General features: G+C 70.8%; 15 protein-coding genes. 2 read left to right on the top strand and 13 right to left on the bottom strand.

What is annotated here, in order from left to right:
- Positions 1 to 25 precede the first annotated feature (25 nt).
- The 4 genes from hemW to dapB are packed head-to-tail and all read right to left on the bottom strand — an operon-like array spanning position 26 to position 3,194.
- Complete coding sequence (hemW, locus tag FM112_RS00620; RefSeq protein WP_087002200.1) at positions 26 to 1,240, bottom strand: radical SAM family heme chaperone HemW; 1,215 nt, start codon at positions 1,238 to 1,240, stop codon at positions 26 to 28.
- Entirely contained in the window at positions 1,230 to 1,958 is a 729-nt protein-coding gene (gene thyX, locus FM112_RS00615) for an FAD-dependent thymidylate synthase (protein WP_087002198.1), read from the bottom strand. The genes hemW and thyX overlap by 11 nt, the downstream gene beginning before the upstream one ends.
- Positions 1,959 to 1,995: 37 nt before the next feature.
- Positions 1,996 to 2,469, bottom strand: coding sequence for a hypothetical protein (locus FM112_RS00610; protein ID WP_254910310.1), 474 nt, complete (start codon positions 2,467 to 2,469; stop codon positions 1,996 to 1,998).
- Complete coding sequence (gene dapB, locus FM112_RS00605; RefSeq protein ID WP_087002196.1) at positions 2,466 to 3,194, bottom strand: 4-hydroxy-tetrahydrodipicolinate reductase; 729 nt, start codon at positions 3,192 to 3,194, stop codon at positions 2,466 to 2,468. The genes FM112_RS00610 and dapB overlap by 4 nt, the downstream gene beginning before the upstream one ends.
- A gap of 58 nt (positions 3,195 to 3,252) precedes the next feature.
- Here dapB and FM112_RS00600 point away from each other — a divergent pair, with 58 nt between their 5' ends.
- The gene (locus tag FM112_RS00600) at positions 3,253 to 3,783 is read left to right on the top strand and encodes a GNAT family N-acetyltransferase (protein ID WP_087002194.1); all 531 of its coding nucleotides are present in this window, start codon (positions 3,253 to 3,255) and stop codon (positions 3,781 to 3,783) included.
- On the opposite strand, the gene FM112_RS00595 is transcribed toward FM112_RS00600, so the two are convergent.
- From FM112_RS00595 to FM112_RS00565, 7 genes are all read right to left on the bottom strand, one after another.
- A complete protein-coding gene (locus FM112_RS00595; RefSeq protein WP_087002192.1) occupies positions 3,780 to 4,379 on the bottom strand; it encodes a histidine phosphatase family protein in 600 nt (199 codons plus the stop codon). The genes FM112_RS00600 and FM112_RS00595 overlap by 4 nt on opposite strands.
- On the bottom strand, positions 4,376 to 5,722 hold the full coding sequence (locus FM112_RS00590) for a pitrilysin family protein (protein ID WP_087002190.1): 1,347 nt from the start codon (positions 5,720 to 5,722) through the stop codon (positions 4,376 to 4,378). The genes FM112_RS00595 and FM112_RS00590 overlap by 4 nt, the downstream gene beginning before the upstream one ends.
- Before the next feature lie 118 nt (positions 5,723 to 5,840).
- Complete coding sequence (locus FM112_RS00585) at positions 5,841 to 8,081, bottom strand: polyribonucleotide nucleotidyltransferase (protein ID WP_087002188.1); 2,241 nt, start codon at positions 8,079 to 8,081, stop codon at positions 5,841 to 5,843.
- Positions 8,082 to 8,342: 261 nt separating this feature from the next.
- Positions 8,343 to 9,506, bottom strand: coding sequence for a cystathionine gamma-synthase (metB, locus tag FM112_RS00580; protein WP_087002186.1), 1,164 nt, complete (start codon positions 9,504 to 9,506; stop codon positions 8,343 to 8,345).
- Positions 9,507 to 9,707: 201 nt separating this feature from the next.
- Positions 9,708 to 9,977, bottom strand: a complete 270-nt coding sequence (rpsO, locus tag FM112_RS00575) for a 30S ribosomal protein S15 (protein WP_087002184.1) — start codon at positions 9,975 to 9,977, stop codon at positions 9,708 to 9,710.
- Positions 9,978 to 10,110: 133 nt separating this feature from the next.
- Positions 10,111 to 10,476, bottom strand: a complete 366-nt coding sequence (locus FM112_RS00570; protein WP_087002400.1) for an FKBP-type peptidyl-prolyl cis-trans isomerase — start codon at positions 10,474 to 10,476, stop codon at positions 10,111 to 10,113.
- 13 nt (positions 10,477 to 10,489) lie between these two features.
- On the bottom strand, positions 10,490 to 11,689 hold the full coding sequence (locus FM112_RS00565; protein ID WP_087002182.1) for a PrsW family intramembrane metalloprotease: 1,200 nt from the start codon (positions 11,687 to 11,689) through the stop codon (positions 10,490 to 10,492).
- 108 nt (positions 11,690 to 11,797) lie between these two features.
- Between FM112_RS00565 and FM112_RS17475 the strand changes: the two genes are divergently transcribed.
- Positions 11,798 to 12,277, top strand: a complete 480-nt coding sequence (locus FM112_RS17475; protein ID WP_140400518.1) for a hypothetical protein — start codon at positions 11,798 to 11,800, stop codon at positions 12,275 to 12,277.
- An 81-nt stretch (positions 12,278 to 12,358) separates the two neighbouring features.
- Here FM112_RS17475 and FM112_RS00555 read toward each other — a convergent pair whose 3' ends face one another.
- Both FM112_RS00555 and FM112_RS00550 read right to left on the bottom strand, forming a co-directional pair.
- Positions 12,359 to 13,858, bottom strand: a complete 1,500-nt coding sequence (locus FM112_RS00555) for an aspartate ammonia-lyase (protein WP_087002177.1) — start codon at positions 13,856 to 13,858, stop codon at positions 12,359 to 12,361.
- A 113-nt stretch (positions 13,859 to 13,971) separates the two neighbouring features.
- Entirely contained in the window at positions 13,972 to 16,119 is a 2,148-nt protein-coding gene (locus FM112_RS00550; RefSeq protein ID WP_087002175.1) for a DEAD/DEAH box helicase, read from the bottom strand.
- Positions 16,120 to 16,350 lie beyond the last annotated feature (231 nt).

The following is a 16,350-nucleotide window of genomic DNA, read 5'->3' as shown; positions in this document are numbered from 1 at the left end:
CTCTCGGCGAGCAGGGCCCCTCGCCTCAGGTGAGGTCCCGCGCGATCACGTCCGCGAGCAGCCGCCCGCGGAGTGTCGGCACCACGCGGCCGGCGAGCGCGGCCTCGGGCGCCACGAGGCCGTCGGCGATGAGGCGCGCCACCGCCTTCCTATCGCGCAGCTCCGATACCGGCAGCCCCTCGCGCAGCCGCGTGCGCAGCAGCACCGATTCCTCGTAGCGCTCCCGCGCCGTGAGCGACTCGTGCCCCGCCGCGGGGCTCTCCCCCGCTCGCAGCCGGTTCGCGTAGGCCGCCGGATGCTTGACGTTCCAGAAGCGCACGCCGTTGACGTGGCTGTGGGCGCCCGGCCCGAAGCCCCACCAGTCGGTGTCGTGCCAGTACGCGAGATTGTGCCGCGAGGGGTGCCTGCCGCCCCGGGACCAGTTCGAGAGCTCGTACCACTCGAAGCCGGCCTCGGCGAGCAGGCCGTCGGCGAGCTCGTACATCTCGGCCTGCAGGTCGTCGTCCACGGGCTCCAGCTCGCCGCGGCGGATGCGACGGGCGATCGCCGTGCCCGGCTCGATGATGAGCGCGTACGCCGAGATATGGGTCGGCTCGAGCGCGATCGCCTGCTCGAGCGAGGCGCGCCAGTCGTCGAGGGACTCTCCGGGCGCGCCGTAGATGAGGTCCACCGAGACCTCGAGCCCCGCGTCCTTCGCGGCGCTGACCACCTCGGGCACCCGCTCGGGGTCGTGGGTGCGGTCTAGGGTCGCGAGCACGTGCGGCTGCGCGGACTGCATCCCGAAGCTCACCCGCGTCATCCCGCCCTCCCGCAGAGCGCGCAGGTACTCCGCGTCCACCGAGTCGGGGTTCGCCTCGACGCTCACCTCGGCGCCGGGGACGAGCCCGAAGGCCTCCCGGAGCCGGGCGAGCACGTCGACGAGCGCCGCGGCCGGGAGCAGCGTCGGCGTGCCCCCGCCGAAGAAGACCGTGCTCAGCGGGGAGCGCTGGCCGGCCTCGTCGAGCACGCGGCGCGCGAGGCCGATCTCCTCGAGCACCGCGTCCGGGTAGGACTCCTGCGACACCGATCCGAGCTCGGTGGCGGTGTACGTGTTGAAATCGCAGTAGCCGCAGCGCACCCGGCAGAAGGGGATGTGGACGTAGGCGCCGAGCTGGCGGCCTCCCGCCCCCTCGCGGACCGCGGCGGGCAGGGCGCCGTCCGCCGGCAGCGGGCCGCCCTCGGGCAGCGCGCTAGGGGGCAACGCGGCCGTTCCGGTTGAAGAGCTCGGCCGTGATGGGCATCCGCTCGGCCCAGAGCTCCTCCATGCGCTCCGCGCACATCTCGATCTCGCGCTGCGGGAAGGAGGGGAAGGCCGAGCCCTCGACGAGGCGGCGCAGGGAGAGGAAGTTCATGAGCGAGCGGGCGTTCATCGTGACGTACATCGAGGAGTAGATGTTGAGCGGCAGCACCATCCGAGCCACCTCGCGCGCGACCCCCGCGTCGAGCATCCGCTGGTAGCGCCCGTAGGCCTCGACCGACGCGCCCCGGATCTCCTCCGCGACGAGCGCCGTCTGCTCGGGCGTGCCGGGGTGGAACTCGTACTTGCCCGGGCGGCCCTCCTGGCGCAGCCTGCGCTCGGGCGCCGGCACGTAGAACGCGGGCCGCAGCTGCCGATAGCGGCCGGACTCCTCGTTGTAGCTGGCGATGCGGTGCCGCTGGAACTCCCGGAAGACGAAGATGGGCGCCTGCACGTAGAACGTCATCGAGTTGTGCTCGAAGGGCGTGCCGTGGCGGTCGCGCATCAGGAAGTTGATGAGGCCGCGGTCCCGCTTCTCGAGCTCCTCGTCGTCCCCGGCCCGTTCGAGGGTCTGCTCGCCGATCGTGGAGACGCGGGCGGCGAACAGCACATCGCCGTCCGAGGCCTGCGAGCGTACGAGTTCGACGGTGACGTCGCTGCGGAATTCAATCTCGTCGTTCACCGGATCAGCCTATCGCAGGGGCGCGGAGCGCCCGCGCTCATCCCGCCCGCGATTCGAGCTCGAGGGCCTGCCGCATGGCCCGCCGGGCGCGGGCCGTGTCGCCCGAGGCGCGATAGGCCAGCGCGAGCCGGGCCCACGCCCGATAGTCCTCGGGCGCGGCCTCGACCTCCTGCTTCCAGCGCTCGAAATCCGCGTCCGCGGCCTCGCGCACGGGGCGTCCCGAGGGCCGCTTCGGCAGCGTGTCCTCGGGCAGCTCCCCCGCCTCCGCCAGCGCGCGCAGCAGGCGGTCGCCGCGGCGGGCGAACCGCACGTCCTTCCAGATGAAGACGATGCCCACCACCGGGAAGACGACGAGCGCGGCGCCCATCGCGAAGCCGATCGGCTCGCCGCTCGTGACGAGCCCGTAGACCATGCCGCTGATCGCGACGAGGTAGATCGCGATGAGCGCCAGCAGGATGTAGACGCCCGCCTGCGCGCCGGACACCCGGCGCGCGCCCTCCGGACGGCTCACGCCGCTCCGCCGATGCCGAGCAGCCGATCGATCCCGACCGTGAGGCCGCGCGCCTCGGGGGCCGCGCCGAGCGCGAGGCGGATGCCCTGCACGTAGGCCCCGTTCGAGAGGGTCTCGTGACGGATCGTGAGGGTCTCCCCCGTGCCGCCGAAGATCACCTGCTGGTCCGCGACCACGCCGCGCAGGCGCAGCGAGTGCACCGGGATGCCGGCCACGACCCTGCCGCGCGCCTCCTGGTCGGCGTTCGGCGGCACCGGGGCCTCGTCGCGGGCCGCCGAGATCGCCTCGGCGGTGCGCACGGCCGTGCCCGAGGGCGAGTCGATCTTCTTGTCGTGATGGGCCTCGAGGATCTCGATCGAGTCGTAGAACCGGCCCGCGATGGTCGCGAGGTGGGTGCCGAGCACGGAGCCGACCGAGAAGTTGGGGGCCACGATCACGCCGCGCCCCTCGGGGATCCGCGCCTCGAGCGCGGCCAGCCGCTCCGCGCTCCACCCGCTCGTGCCGGTCACGACGTCGATGCCGTGCGCCAGGGCGAAGTCCACGAGCCCCTCCGCGACGTCGATGCGCGTGACGTCGATGAGGACGTCCGCGCCGAGCATCTCCTCCGGCGAGGACGCGCTCGTGAGCGCGGCGTGGAGCTCGAACTCCTCGTGCTCGGCGATGATCTGCTGAATCAGGGTGCCCATTCGGCCGGACGCACCGGTGACCGCGACTGCAATTGCCATGCCCACTACCGTAGCGCGCGAGCCGACGGCCCCGCAGCGCCGCGGCTATGCTGCTCGCATGCTCGAACTTCGCGCCACCGCCCCGGATGCGCCGCTCGCCGCGGCCCTGCTCGCCGAGTACATGGCCGGCCGGGCGAGGTCCCGACCGGCCGAGGACGGCGAGTACCGGAGCACCCGGCCCGCGCCCGGGCAGTTCCGCCCGCCGCACGGCCGGTTCCTGCTGGCGGTCGAGGGCGGGGAGCCGCTCGGCTGCGCCGGAGTGCGCCGCGTCGTCCCGGGCCCCGAGTGGCGGGACGACGGCTTCGGCGGCGACCGCTGGTTCGAGCTCAAGCACCTCTACACGCGGCCCGAGGCGCGCGGCCGGGGCGTCGCGCAGCGCCTCATCGACGCGCTCGCGGACTTCGCGGCGGAGTACGGCGGCGACCGGCTCGTGCTCGACACGCACGACTCGCTCGAGGCCGCGGCCCGCCTCTACGCGCGCAACGGCTTCTCGCCCATCCCGAGGTTCAACGGCAACACGAACGCGAACCGCTGGTACGGCAGACGGCTGGACCGCCGCGCCCCGGCCTCGGAGGCGCCGGCGGGCTAGACGTCCGGGAACCGGTTGACGCCCGTCCGGTCCTGCGGCTCGAGGTGCGAGAGGTCGCCGAAGAGCTTGAGCTCGTCGGGCCGGCCCGAGCGGAGTCGCAGCACCGTGAGCGCCGTATTGCCGGTGCCGAGGGTCAGCCACGCCCATTCCGGCAGACCCAGCAGCTGCCGCACGAAATAGCCGATCACGAAGTTGTGGGTGATCAGCAGCGTGTGCTCGTCCTCGCGGGAGCGGGTGAAGTACGCGTTGATCGCGTCCGTCATCTGCGCCTGGCCGGCCTCCACGAGCTCCGGCTCGATGCCCGAGAAGAAGCTCTCGTAGGAGTCGGGCGCATCCTCGCCCGAGGAGGGCACGCAGTCGAACAGCAGGTTCGACGGCTGCGTCGGCGGCCCCTGCGTGTAGGTGTCGATCACCCCGGCCGTGTCGAGCGCCCGGTCGAGCGGCGAGGTGTGGGCCGCGGTGAACGGCACCCGCGAGAGCCTCCGGCCGAGCGCGTGCGCCTGCAGCCTCCCCCGCTCGGAGAGCGGGCCCTCGGCGATGCCGTGCTCGGCGTTCTCCTGCTCTCCGTGCCGCACCAGATAGAGGAAATGGCTCATACGAGCGCCTCCAGTTCCGTCTTCGCGTCCTCCGTGATGGGTCCGATCGTCTCGGCGGTGAGCTGCCCGGACGCGAACTCCGCGGCGATGGCGCGGATGTCCTCGGTGGTCGTCGCGTTCATCCGGGCGATCGACTCATCGAGATCAATGTACTCGCCCAGCACGAGTTCACTGCGCGCCAGGCGGTGCATCCGCGCATTCATCGACTCGAGTGCGAGCGCGCCCGCACCGGCACCCGCGCCCTGGGCGTCCGCGAGCTCCTCCTCGCTCACCCCGTCGGCCGCGATCCGCTCGAGCTCGCCGCGGATGACCCGGATGGCCTCCGCGGCCTTGTTCGGCAGGAACGAGGCCGAGACCCCGGTCACGCCCGCGTCGGTGTGGCTCGCGCCGAAGGAGAAGACCGAGTAGACGAGGCCGCGGCGCTCGCGGACCTCGTGGAAGAGTCTCGAGGACATGCCCCCGCCCAGGACGTGGTGCATGAGTCCGTAGGGGACCCGGCGCCGGTCGGTCGCGTTGATCCCTGGGGTGCCGAGGATGAGATGGGTCTGCTCGAGCTCGCGCGGGATGTGCTGGAAGGCCTCGCGCCGTGCGAAGGCCGACGGCCCGTCGTGGCGGCGGGGCGCCGGGCGGCCTCGCGCGTCGAGGTCCCAGCCGCCCGCGCGCAGGCCCCGTTCGAGCCGTTCGAGGACCGCGTCGTGGTCCACGCGGCCCGCGATCGCCACCACGAGCCGTTCGGGGCGGTAGTGGCGCCGGTAGAAGTCCCAGACCTCGTCCCGCGTCGACGCGTCGATGGACTCCGGCGTGCCCGCGATCGGGCGGCCCAGCGGGTGCTCGCCGAAGAAGTTGTCGTAGAAGCGCTCCCAGAGCACGTCCGTCGGGTCGTCCTCGGCCATCGCGATCTCCTCGAGGATCACGCCGCGCTCGAGCTCGAACTCCGCGGGGTCGAGGAGCGAGGAGGTGATCATGTCGCTGAGCACGTCGACGGCCATGCCGAGGTCGCGATCGCGCACCCGGGCGTAGTAGACGGTCTGCTCGCGCGAGGTGGCCGCGTTGAAGTCCCCGCCCACGCGCTCGAACTCGAGCGCGACGTCGCGCGCGGAGCGGCTGGGCGTGCCCTTGAACAGGAGGTGCTCGAGGAAGTGGCTCGAGCCGTACTCCCGGTCGGTCTCGTCCCGCGAGCCGAGCGGGACGAAGAAGCCGATCGACGCGGAGGCGGCGCCCGGCACGTCCTCGGTGATGAGCCGGATGCCGCTGGGCAGCACGCTTCTCCGGAGCCTCGCGCCTCCCGCCACGGCTTCATCGAGATGCGGGACGTCGAGCGGGAGCGAGGTGGGTGAGGTCATAGCTGCGACAGCCTATCGCGTACCGGCGACCGGGCGGCGCGGCTGCCGGGAAACGGGCCGGGCCCGGCCCCCGTTCGATCACGGGGTGCCGGGCCCGGCGGTCGGTACCGCCGACGCGCTAGGCGTCGGTCGGCACCTCCTCTTCCTCGAGCACGGGCTCGAGCGAGAGCTTGCCGCGGTCGTCCACCTTGGTGATGCGCACCAGCAGCTTCTGGCCGATGGACACGACGTCCTCGACGTTCTCGACGCGCTTCCCGCCGACGAGCTTGCGCACCTCGGAGATGTGCAGCAGGCCGTCCTTGCCGGGCAGCAGCGAGACGAAGGCGCCGAAGGAGGCGTTCTTCACGACGGTGCCGAGGTACTGCTCGCCGACCTCGGGCACCTGCGGGTTCGCGATCGCGTTGACCGCGTCGCGCGCCGCCTCGGCCGCCGACCCGCTGGTCGCGCCGATGAACACGGTGCCGTCGTCCTCGATGGAGATGTCGGCGCCGGTGTCCTCCTGGATCTGGTTGATGATCTTGCCCTTGGGCCCGATCACCTCGCCGATCTTGTCGACCGGGACCTGCACCGAGATGATGCGCGGGGCGGTCTCGGCCATCTCGTCGGGCTGGTCGATGACCGGGGTGATGGCCTTGTCGAGGATCTCGATGCGGGCGTCGCGCGCCTGCGTGAGCGCCTGGTCGAGCACCTCCGAGGGGATGCCGTCTAGCTTGGTGTCGAGCTGCAGCGCGGTGATGAACTCGCTCGTGCCTGCGACCTTGAAGTCCATGTCGCCGAGCGCGTCCTCGGCCCCGAGGATGTCGGTGAGGGCGCGGTACTGCGTCTCGCCGTCGACCTCGGCCGAGACGAGGCCCATCGCGATGCCCGCGACGGCCGCGCGCAGGGGCACGCCCGCGTTGAGCAGCGAGAGCGTCGACGCGCAGACCGAGCCCATCGAGGTCGAGCCGTTCGAGCCGAGGGCCTCGGAGACCTGGCGGATCGCGTAGGGGAACTCCTCGCGCGCCGGCAGCACCGTCACGAGCGCCTTCTCGGCGAGGTTGCCGTGGCCGATCTCGCGGCGCTTCGGGGAGCCGACGCGACCGGTCTCGCCGGTCGAGTAGGGCGGGAAGTTGTAGTGGTGCATGTAGCGCTTGCTCTTCTGCGGCGAGAGCGAGTCGATCTGCTGCTCCATCTTCAGCATGTTCAGCGTGGTGACGCCCATGATCTGGGTCTCGCCGCGCTGGAAGATCGCCGAGCCGTGCACGCGCGGGATCACGTCGACCTCGGCGTCCAGCTGGCGGATGTCGGTCACGCCGCGGCCGTCGATGCGCAGGCCGTCGCTGAGGATGCGCCCGCGCACGATGTCCTTCGTCACCGACTTGTAGGCGGCCGAGACCTGGCCGTTGGCCGACTCGGGCAGCTCGCCCGCCTCGACCTTCGCGGCGATCTCCGCCTTCACGCGGTCCTTGAGCTCGTCGTCGGCGTGCTGGCGCTCGACCTTGTCGGCGATCTGGTAGACCTTCGCGAGCTCCGTCTCGGCGATCTCTGCGACCGCCGCGCGGACGGGCTCCTCGTAGGCGGGGAACGTGGGGTACTCCTGCACCTCCTTGTTCACCTGCCCCGCGACGTCGAGCTGCGCCTTGATGAGCTGCGTGATGAAGGGCTTCGAGGCCTCGAGGCCCTGGGCCACGGTCGCCTCGTCGGGCTTCTTGGCCCCCGCCTGGATGAGGTTCCAGGCGTTCTCGGGCGCCTGCGCCTCGACGGTCATGACGGCGATGTCCTCGGTGCCGTCCTTGCGCGTCACCAGGCGGCCGGCGACGGTCAGTTCGAAGACCGCCTCCTCGAGCACCTGCGAGTAGGTCGGGAAGGCGACCCACTGGCCGTCGATGAGGGCGATGCGCACCGCGCCGATGGGGCCGGAGAACGGCACGCCCGAGATCTGCGAGGACATCGAGGCGGCGTTCACGGCGAGCACGTCGTAGGTCTCGTCGGGTGCGATCGAGAGGACCGTGATGACGATCTGCACCTCGTTGCGGAGGCCGTCGATGAACGACGGGCGCATCGGGCGGTCGATGAGCCGGCACGCGAGGATCGCGTCGGTCGAGGGGCGGCCCTCGCGGCGGAAGAACGAGCCGGGGATGTCGCCCTTCGCGTAGCTGCGCTCCTCCACGTCCACGGTGAGCGGGAAGAAGTCGAAGTTGTCCTTCGGGTTCTTCGAGACGCTCGTGGCGCTGAGCAGCATGGTCTCGTCGTCGAGGTAGGCGACTGCCGAGCCCTGCGCCTGCTGGGCGAGGCGGCCGGTCTCGAACCGGACGGTGCGGGTGCCGAACCTGCCGTTGTCGATGACGGTCTCGGCGTACTTGATTTCGGGACCTTCCAAAGGTCTCCTCCTTGCGATCGTCCGCACGCGCACAGCACACACCGGAATGCCCCTAGTGGGCTGCCGGGCTGACCGTCAGTGGAAACGCACCGGCTCGATGGAACCGGGGTGCCACCACCGAAGATCAGCAGGGCCGATCCGCGCGCGGGTGAATACGGACTCGCCCACTGTAACAGTGCGGCGCGGAAATACGCCCGTCCGGCTCCCAGCGGAGGATGCCGCGGGGCTCCGGACGGGCGTTCGCCCCTCGCCCGGGAGGCGCTAGCCGAGCGCCGCGTCGAGGCTCGCGCGGAGATCCGCGATGAGGTCCTCGGCCGGCTCGATGCCGACCGAGAAGCGCAGCAGGCCGGGGGTGATCCCGGCCAGCGCCTGGATCTCCGGCGGCATCGCCACGTGCGTCATCGTCGCCGGGTGGGCGACGAGCGATTCGGTGCCGCCCAGGGACTCGGCGAGGCTGAACAGGCGCTTGCCCTCGACGAAGCGGCGCGCCGCCGCCTCCCCGCCGGCGAGGTCGATCGAGAACATCGACCCGAAGCCGAGCTGCTGCCGCATCGCGAGCTCGTGGCCGGGGTGCGTCTCGAGGCCGGGGAAGTAGACGGTCCTGATCGCCGGGTGGTCCTTGATGGCGTCGACCACCTCGACGGCGTTGCGCTGATGGCGCTCGAAGCGCACGTGGAGGGTGCGCAGGCCGCGGAGCACGAGATGCGAGTCGGCGGGGCTGGCCGTGACGCCGAGCACGTTGCTCCACCAGTCGAAGCGCTCGGCGAGCTCCTCGGTCTTCGCGACGATCGCGCCCTGGACGACGTCGGAGTGGCCGTTGAGGCACTTCGTCACGGAGTGCACGATCACGTCGGCGCCGAGCTCGAACGGGCGCTGCCCGAGCGGGGTGAGGAAGGTGTTGTCCACGACGACGACCGCGCCGAGCTCGTGCCCGGTCTCCCCGATCGCCCGGACGTCGGTCACACCGAGCAGCGGATTGGAGGGGGTTTCGATCCAGACCAGGCTCGGACGCAGCTCGCGCAGCCGCTCCCGGGCAGCCTCGGTATCGGTGAAGTCCACCGCCTCGAACCGGTAGTGGCCCTTGGCCCGGAGCTCCTCGAAGAGCCGCCAGCTGCCGCCGTAGCAGTCGTGCGGATAGGCGACGAGATCGCCCGGCTCGAGCAGGGTGATGAGCGCGAGCGTCATCGCGGCCGTGCCGGTGGCGACCACGGAGGCCCCGGCGCCGCCCTCGAGCTCGGCGAGCGCCTCCCCGAGGATGGCTCGCGTGGGGTTGCCCGAGCGCGTGTAGTCGAATTCCCGCCGCTCGCCGAAGGCCTTGAAGGCGTAGGTCGAGGAGCTGTACAGCGGCGGCACGACCGCGCCCTGCGCCGGATCCGTTTCGATCCCCGCTCGGATGACCCTGGTGAGGCTGGAGAATTCGGTCATGGTCGCTGGCTCCTTCGTCGACGTGGCAGTGGTCCCCGTCACGATATTCGGGAGCCCGCATCCGCTGCCCCGGCGTCGTCTCCGAGCGTCATATTCCGCCCGATCGGGAATATCCGGCACCGCACGGGTGCGGAAAACGCGGAGCGCCCCCGCCTCGAGGCGGGGGCGTTCCGGACTCGCCCGTCTCCGGGCCGGTCGTCGCTAGCGGCGCAGGCCGAGACGGCCGATGAGCGTGCGGTAGCGGTTGATGTCGACCTGGGTCAGGTACTTGAGCAGACGACGGCGCTGGCCGACGAGGAGCAGCAGGCCGCGACGCGAGTGGAAGTCGTGCTTGTGCTCCTTGAGGTGCTCGGTGAGCTCGCTGATGCGGGCGCTGAGCAGCGCGACCTGCACCTCGGGGCTGCCGGTGTCGCCCTCGTGCGTCGCGTACTCGTCGATGATGGCCTTCTTCGTTTCTGCGTTCAGCGCCATTGGCGTGAGCCCCTTTCGTTCGCTGCGCGGCGTTCTCGGACCGATTCCCAGAACTCTCTCCATCCGCGGCCGATTCACGGCAACCTCCCAAGTGTACCGCACCGGGAGGCGGATGCGAACCACCGGGGCGGGGCTACTTGGTGCCGAGCAGGTCGATCACGAAGATGAGCGTGCGCCCGGCGAGGGGGTGCGCCCCGGCCTCGCCGTAGGCGAGCGCGGGCGGCACCACGAGCTTGCGGCGGCCGCCGACGCGCATGCCGGGGATCCCCAGCTGCCAGCCCTTCACGAGCATCGCGAGCGGGAAGTTGACGGACTCGCCGCGCGACCACGAGGAGTCGAACTCGTCGCCGGTCTCGTAGTCGACGCCGAGGTAGTGGACGTCGACGGTCGCGCCCTTGGCGGCCTCGGGACCGTCGCCGACGACGATGTCCTCGATCTCGAGCATCGTGGGCGCCGGGCCCTCGGGGAATTCGATTTCGGGCTTCTGCAGTTCAGTCATGCCCACCATGGTTTCACACTCCCGGGAGCCTGCCCGCATGGCGCTGCTTGCGCGCCTCGGCGAGCACCGCGCGATGCGCGCGCGTGCGCTCGAGCAGCTGCTTCTCGTTCGTGCGCCGGTTCGGGTCCTTCTTGTCCACCGACGCGTGCTCGCGCGCGAACGCCAGCCTGGTGGCCTCGGTGATGAAGCCGCGCATCGCCTCGCCCACCGCCTCCGGCTGCTCCTTCGCCCAGCGCAGCGCCGCCCGGCGGATGGGCCAGTCCGTGATCATCCGGATCTCGCCCGCGGTGAACCAGCCGGCCTTCCGGTACTCCCCCAGCCGCAGCATGATGATCTCCTGATCGTGCTCCTGCAGCCGCACGAGGAACCAGGCGGCGAGCAGGAACAGCGGCACCTGCACGATCGCGTAGTAGATGATCCACCCGAACGGGTTCGACAGCTCGATGCCCAGCAGCGGCAGCACCAGCACGTTCCCGCCGTTCCAGAGGGCGTGCAGGGCGATCGCGAACGCGAGCCCCCCGATGACGGCCACGACGAACCGCCAGGGCTCGCTGCGGCGCGCCGCCCAGCCGATGGGCATGCCGACCATGCCGGTGAACAGCACGTGCGCGAAGGGCGACAGGATGCATCGCACCACGAGCAGCCAGACGAACTCGATGCCGGTCGAGGCCGAGGAGGCGAAGTAGACGATGTTCTCGGTGAACGCGAACCCCGCCCCGATCATGGCCCCGTAGATGAAGCCGTCGAGGGGGCCGTTGAACTCGCGCCGGGCGATGAGCAGCAGCACGACGAGCCCGGCCCCCTTGATGACCTCCTCGGTGACCGGCCCCTGGACCAGGATGGAGAAGGCGTTCACGGCGCCCTCCGTCTCGAGGTAGTCGCTGGCCACGTCGAGCAGGAAGTTGCCGGTCAGCAGCGTGCCGAGGATCGACGCGCCGGCCCCGTAGAGGAAGCAGAAGGCGAGCAGCATCGGCGGCTCGGGCTCCCAGCGGTCGAGCCAGTGCACCGCGGCGAGCGCGATGGCGAGCGGCACCACGGCCGGGATCGCCATGATGATGGCGTCCACCTGCCAGTTGACCAGGAGCCAGCCGACGGCGACGAGCCCCACCACGAGCACGACGGCGAGGACCGTGTACCAGATGAGCGGGGCGCGCGGCAGCCGGATGCGCCTGCGCAGCTGCGCCCGAGTATTGCGGGTCGGGGGTGAGTTCAAGGAGGGATCCACTACTTGCGTCGACGGGCGGTCTTCGGTGAGGAAAGGGTACCGCGCGCCGGCGGCGTCTCGCGCCCTTCGTCCAGTAGCGGGCGGTACATTGGAACCATGAAGCGAGTCTTGTTTATCGTCGGCGCCGGCGTCGGTTTCGTCCTCGGCGCCCGGGCCGGGCGCGAGCGCTACGAGCAGATCAAGGGCGTCGCGTGCTCCGTCGCGGAGTCGGCCCCCGCGAGGCGGGCGGTCGCCATCGCGCAGCAGGGCGCGGACCTCGCGACGGACGGCCTCGCGCGCCTGACCGGCAAGGTCTCGGCCTCCTCGCGCGAGTTCGAGTCGCGCATCGTGCACACCACCGAGTCGCTGCGCGCGGACCTGCGACGGCGGATGGACGACACGCGCACCAGCATCGACGACGCGCGCCTCTCGGCGAGGGAATGGGTGGACCAGGCCAAGGAGCGGAGCATCGAGCTGCAGGCCCAGAACGTGATGGCCGTCGGAGAGCAGCGGGCCGAGGCCCTCGCCGATCTCGAGGACGAGGGCGACCTGATGGTCGACGAGGGCGGCGCCGACCGGCGCAACGAGCGCGAGTAGCCGGCCCCGCGAGGCGGAACGCCCGCCGCACCTTCGGGTGCGGCGGGCGTTCCGCCTGTCCGACGGGGCGCTCGCGCCCTGCTACGCGTGCAGGGAGGGCTCCGCTGCGTCGAGCGAGTCGATCTGCCGCTCGCGCTCGGCGATCTCCTCCGCCGTGAGGAACTCCGAGTCGTCGCCCGGGTACTTGCCCGCGAGCACGTGCGGGCGCAGCATCTCGTCGACCTGCTCCCGGGTGAGCATGCCCTCGGCCACGACGATGTCGCCCACGTTCTCCCCCGTGCGCTGCGCGCGCTTGGCCGCCTTCGACGCGGCCGCGTAGCCGATCAGCGGGTTGAGCGCGGTGACCAGCCCGATGGACGCGGCGACCTGCGCCTCGGTCTTCTCGCGGTTCGCGGTGATGCCGTTGACGCAGTTCACCCGGAGCGTGCGCATCGAGCGGCGCAGCCAGACCGAGTTCTGCATGAGCGTGTGCATCATGACCGGCTCGAACGCGTTGAGCTGCAGCTGGCCCGCCTCGGATGCGAAGGACACCGCGACGTCACCGCCGGCCACGACGAACGCGACCTGGCTCACGGCCTCCGGGATGACCGGGTTGACCTTGCCGGGCATGATCGAGGATCCCGCCTGGCGGGCGGGCAGGTTGATCTCGCCGATGCCCGCCTGCGGTCCGGAGGAGAGCAGCCGGAGGTCGTTGCAGATCTTGGAGAGCTTCATCGCGCCGCGCTTCATCACCGAGGAGAGCGACATGAAGACGCCCGTGTCGCTGGTCGCCTCGATGAGGTCGGTGGCGGAGGTGAGCGACTCGTAGCCCGTGAGCTCGCGCAGGTTGCGGATCACCGACTCGCGATAGTCGGGATGCGTGTTGATGCCCGTGCCGATCGCGGTGGCGCCGAGGTTGAGCTCGAGCAGCAGCGGCTGCACGTCGCGGAGCCGCTCGATGTCCTCGCCGATCGTCGTCGAGAAGCCGTGGAACTCCTGCCCGAGGGTCATGGGCACCGCGTCCTGCATCTGCGTGCGACCGACCTTGAGGATGTCCTTGAACTCCATGCCCTTCTTCGCCATGGCGTCCTTGAGCAGCGTGTACTCGGCGATGAGGTTGCTCGTGGAGTGCACGAGCGCGAGCTTGAGCGCCGAGGGGTAGGCGTCGTTCGTGGACTGCGAGAGGTTGACGTGGTCGTTCGGCGACATGTAGCCGTAGTCGCCGCGGGGGCGCCCCGCCAGCTCGAGCGCGCGGTTAGCGATGACCTCGTTCGCGTTCATGTTCGAGGAGGTGCCCGCCCCGCCCTGGATGACGCCGACGACGAACTGGTCGTGGAGCCGCCCGTCGATGATGTCCTGGCACGCGCGGTCGATGAGCTCGGCGCGCTCCGGGTCCAGCACCCCGATCTCCCGGTTGGCCCGGGCGGCGGCCTGCTTCACCTGCGCGAGGCCGACGACGAAGTCGGAATACACGCCGATCTGCCGTCGGGCGATGTCGAAGTTCTCCACGGCGCGGGCGGTATTGACGCCCCAGTACGCCTCGGCGGGGATCTTGATCTCACCGATCGAGTCGGCCTCGATGCGGAACTCCTGCTGAACCATGCTCTGCGGTCTCACCTTCGTTAGTTCGATGGGCTACATTGCCGCAGCCCAGTCTAGGTGCCCCGCGAATCCCCCGGTCGTGCGGGCGAACAAGGGATTCCGAGTCGCGTTGGTCAGTTCGCCAAGCGGCGCTCGAGCCCCTCCCGCAGCATGCCGATGATCGCCTCGACCTGGATGTCCTCGCTCTGGGCCTCGCCCTCGTCGGTGCCCTCGAGCGCGCGCGCCGCGAGCCCCTGCTTCGAGTCGATCAGCTCGGCGACGTGCGCGTCGATGGTCTGCGAGGCGAGGATGCGCCAGGCCGTCACCGGCTCCTCCTGCCCGATGCGGTGCACGCGGTCGATGGCCTGGGTCTGCTCCGCCGCCGTCCAGCTGAGCTCGGCCAGCACGACGTCGCTCGCCACCTGGAGGTTGATGCCGACGCCCGCCGCCATGAGCGAGCAGACGATCACCTTGACCTCGGGGTCCTGCTGGAAGGCCTCGATCGCCCGGTCGCGGGCGGCCTGGGTCTGATCGCCCCGGATCGCGACGCTGCGCAGGCCCTCGGACTCGAAGGCCTCCGTCGCCCGATCCATCGCCTCGATGTGCTTCGCGAAGAAGACGACCTTGCCGGCCGAGTGCGCGAGCTGCGCCGTGTACTCGGCGGCGAGCTGCGCCTTCGCGACGCCGATGCGGTGCAGCATCGTGAAGATCGAGTCCCCGGCCGTGGAGGCCTTCGACTCCTCGACCTCCTGACGGGCGAGCATCCGCAGGCGGTCCTCGTCGATCGTGCCGGCGGGCAGGTCCGCGGCGGCGATCATCCGGTCGTAGCGGCCGAGCAGCCGCTCCACGAGCATGCGCTCGGCGCGGCGGATCGAGTTGCCCTCCTCCGAGTCGAGCTCGACGGGCATGTCGATGATGCGCTTCGAGGGCAGCGACTTCGCCACGTCGACCTTGCGGCGCCGGACGATGCCGAGGTCGATGACCGTGCGCCGGGCGGCGGCGAGGAAGCCCGGGTCCGAGGGCACGAGCCCCGTGTCGTCCAGCGCGTCCATGAGCACCGGAGCCGGCTTGTCGCCGTCCAGCCAGCCGAGGAACTGCCAGATCGCCTTGAAGTCCTCGACGTCGTTGATCAGCGGCGTGCCCGTGAGCGCCATGAGCAGCGGCTCCACGCCCGGGATGTGCGTGCGGATCGAGCGCGAGAGCTGCAGCACGAGCTGCGAGCGCTGCGACTGCAGGTTCTTGATGAAGTGGGCCTCGTCGACCACCATGCCGCGGAAGCCGATCTCGGTGAGCCAGCCGATGTGCCGGTCGAGGATCTCGTAGTTGACGATGAACACGTCGCTGAAGGCGTCGATGTCCTGGCCGTCGCCGCTGATGACCGTGGCCCGACGGGTCGGGGTCCAGCGCTCGACCTCCTGCTGCCAGTTGGTCTTCACGACGTTCGGCACCACGCACAGGAGCGGATAGGCGTCGGCCACCGAGGCGGCCAGGATCGACTGCGCGGTCTTGCCGAGGCCCGGCTCGTCGGCGAGCAGGACCGTGCGGTGCCCCTCGCGCACCGATTCGATGAGCTGGGCCTGGTGCGGCATGAGCTCGGCGCCCACGGGCGCGACCCGGTCGAAGCGGGGCGGCTCGGGCAGGTCCATCGAGGCCGCTCCGCCGCCGGCGCCGGTCTCGAAGGCCTTGAGGAGCGAGCTGAGCAGCTCCCAGTTGTGCAGCCGCGAGTAGTGCTGCTCGCGGGGGCGGATCTTCGAGAGATCCGGCGCGAGGAAGGGCGAGGAGCGCACCCGCGACTTCACGCTCGTGGGCGTGACCTGGCGCTCGAGGATCTTCTGGGGCAGCGACTGCTTGGGCGTCTCCTCCTGCGGCTTCTCGTCGACCACCATGTCGACGCCCGCGGCGAAGAGGATCTGCTTGCGGAGCTCGCGCGCCTGCGGCGTGGTCGGCGCGTTCGCGTCGAGAAGGGCGATGAGCGAGGTGTCCCGCGCCGCGGTCTTCGCGAGGATGGCGGCGAGCCCGTCGAGGCGCTTCATCGACTCGGCGCGCGCCGAGTCCGACACGCCCGCATCGGTCTTGAGCCGGGCGCGCTCCTCGCGCATGAGCAGGGCGGCCACCTGGAACTTCGTCCGGTTCGCCGGCGAGACGCGGCCGCGGGCCGCGGCGGCCTCGACCTCGCGGGCCGCCTTGGCGAGCTGCGGGATCACCCCGGTGTTGTCGCCGGCGCTGCGGGCGCGTCGGCGCGACGCGTGATGGTTCATCCGCGATCGGGTCTTGGGCGTCATGCCCCTCCTTCGGTGAGCAAATGGGCAAATCGGAACTCGGTGCCGAATGCGCTGCGTGCAGATCGCGGGAGGCGCTGCGAGGAACACGCGCGAAACGTGACGAATTCGTCGTCGAAACGCGGACTCGGGAAATCCAGAACGCTCCCGGAGATGCAGGCGTTTGGCAGATCATACCCCGACCAGCCTCCGCCATGCGAATCGATCCCCAAGCTCCCGGGCCGCCTCGGTGCA

Origin of the sequence: Gulosibacter sp. 10 (assembly GCF_900163695.1) — a bacterium.
In the GTDB taxonomy this organism is placed as follows: Bacteria; Actinomycetota; Actinomycetes; order Actinomycetales; family Microbacteriaceae; genus Gulosibacter.
Note: the sequence above shows the minus strand (reverse complement) of the source record. Positions and strands in the feature narration are given on the sequence as shown.